This is a genomic window from Nonomuraea sp. NPDC049784, assembly GCF_040659615.1.
GTDB lineage: Bacteria > Actinomycetota > Actinomycetes > Streptosporangiales > Streptosporangiaceae > Nonomuraea.
The window spans coordinates 1-1,849 of sequence record NZ_JBFAMX010001113.1; the positions used below are offsets into that span (position 1 = coordinate 1).

Genomic DNA, 1,849 nt, shown 5'->3' on the forward strand with positions numbered 1-1,849 from the left:
CCCGACATCGAGGTCGTCGCCGAGGCCGCCGACGGCGACGAGGCGGTCGCCCTGGCCCGGCGGCTGCGCCCGGACGTGTGCCTGGTCGACGTTCAGATGCCTGGCATGAACGGCGTCGAGGTCACCCGCGCCCTGGCCGGGCCCGGTGTGCTCGTCCCGCTCCGAGTAGTCGTGGTGACCACCTTCGACCTGGACGAGTACGTCTACGGCGCGTTGCGCGGCGGCGCTGTCGGCTTCGTGCTCAAGGACGCGGGACCGGCCCTGCTGGTGGAGGCCGTGCGCGCGGCCAGCGCCGGGGACGCGCTGATCTCGCCGTCGATCACGCTGCGGCTGCTGCGGCATGTGAGGGCCGGCGGATCGGCGTCTGCCCGCCGGGCCGGGCAGACGCTGTCGGCGCGGGAGATCGAGGTCGTACGGGCCGTCGCCAGAGGCCGTACCAACCAGGAGATCGCCGCAGAGCTGTTCATCTCGCTCAGCACGGTCAAGGGCCATGTCTCCGGTATCCAGGTCAAGCTCGGGGTGCGCAACCGGGTCGGGATCGCCTCCTGGGCCTGGGAGAGCGGCCTCGTGAGCGGCCCCTTGGACGAGTCCTGAATCGTTCGGGATGCGGAGCCGTGTCGGTGACGGCCGCCCTGACCCGCCACGCGGACTTCGGATTCCGGTGGGCTGGCGATGGTGGCCGCGTCCGGGCCTCGCGATGAGGGCACCAAAGATCGCCGGACGTCGTTCGGCCGTCAGCCGGTCAGGCCCGGGAGGCCAGCTTGGCGACCACGTCCACGATGCGGGCGGCACGTTCCAGCTCGGCGCGGTGGAACACCGGCCCGTCCGCCCTGGCGACCACCAGATGCAGGCCCTGGGCCACCACCGGCAGCAGCATCAGCCGCAGCTCGTTGGCGTCCATGGTGGCGGCACGCGGCGGCGGCTCCGGCAGGTCCAGTTCGAACTTCTTGGGAGCGGCCAGCGAGGCGTGCCGCACGGCTCCATCGGCCAGTGCCACCGACCACTCCGCTCCGCACAACCCCGGCAGCGCGTCCACCAGCGTGGCGAAACCCCGTGCGGGTTCGGACACGACGTGCATCAGCAGGTCATAGTCCAGCGCCGAGCCCGGCACCTCCTTGGTCGCCCAGACGCCCTCCACCCGTATACCCGGCACTGCGGACAGCCGCTCGCGGGCCTCGGACGTGGTCACCGGCCCCGGCCAGGAGACGGTGAAGTCGTCCACGGCCCGACCGCCCTCGCGTTCGAGCACGATGACTTGCAGGATGTCCGCGCCAAGCGCACCCAAAGCCCTCGCGACCTGGCCAAGGCCGCCAGGCCGGTCCGGCAGTGACACCCTCAGTCGCAGCAGCATTGCCGCCCCCTTTCCAGAGGCTCCCACAGTGCCGTGGAAAGATTTCGAGAATATTCCACGGATATGTCGCACATGCTGCGGTTATATCCCAGCATGCAGCGTTAAGTCCGGATTGTCGATAAAGGGCTGGCGCAAGTTTCCGCAGGTCATGGTGCGCCCCCTCCCAGGGCGCCAAACCAGGTCCTGACCCAGCGCCCCAAACCCCTGCACACCACCAAGGCTCTACCACCCAGTCCGCCGCGCACTGGTCCCACGCCCCTGTCCGCCACGCACCGCTCGCACGGGCCCAGCCTCTCGGCTGCCGCAGTGGCCATCGTAGGAGTGCGCCGCGCGACGCCGGGGTAGGCCGTCGTGAAAGTGCGCCGCGCTCCGCCGTGCGACGCAGTGGTGGGCCGTCGTGAGAGCGCTGGCCGGACGGGGTGTCGTCGAGGCGGGGCCGCCGGTGGTGACAGGGGCATAAACGGCCGTCTCGGCGGTGTTGGCCAGAGTTAACCCAGG

2 protein-coding genes are annotated in these 1,849 nt (G+C 70.6%); one reads left to right on the forward strand and one right to left on the reverse strand.

The annotated features are described in order from the left end of the window. Positions 1-594, forward strand: a 594-nt coding sequence (locus AB0J09_RS63825) for a response regulator transcription factor (RefSeq protein WP_360714132.1), incomplete at its 5' end; no start/stop codon positions are given. A 148-nt stretch (positions 595-742) separates the two neighbouring features. On the opposite strand, the gene AB0J09_RS63830 is transcribed toward AB0J09_RS63825, so the two are convergent. Then, positions 743-1,351, reverse strand: a complete 609-nt coding sequence (locus tag AB0J09_RS63830) for an ACT domain-containing protein (RefSeq protein WP_360714134.1) — start codon at positions 1,349-1,351, stop codon at positions 743-745. Positions 1,352-1,849 lie beyond the last annotated feature (498 nt).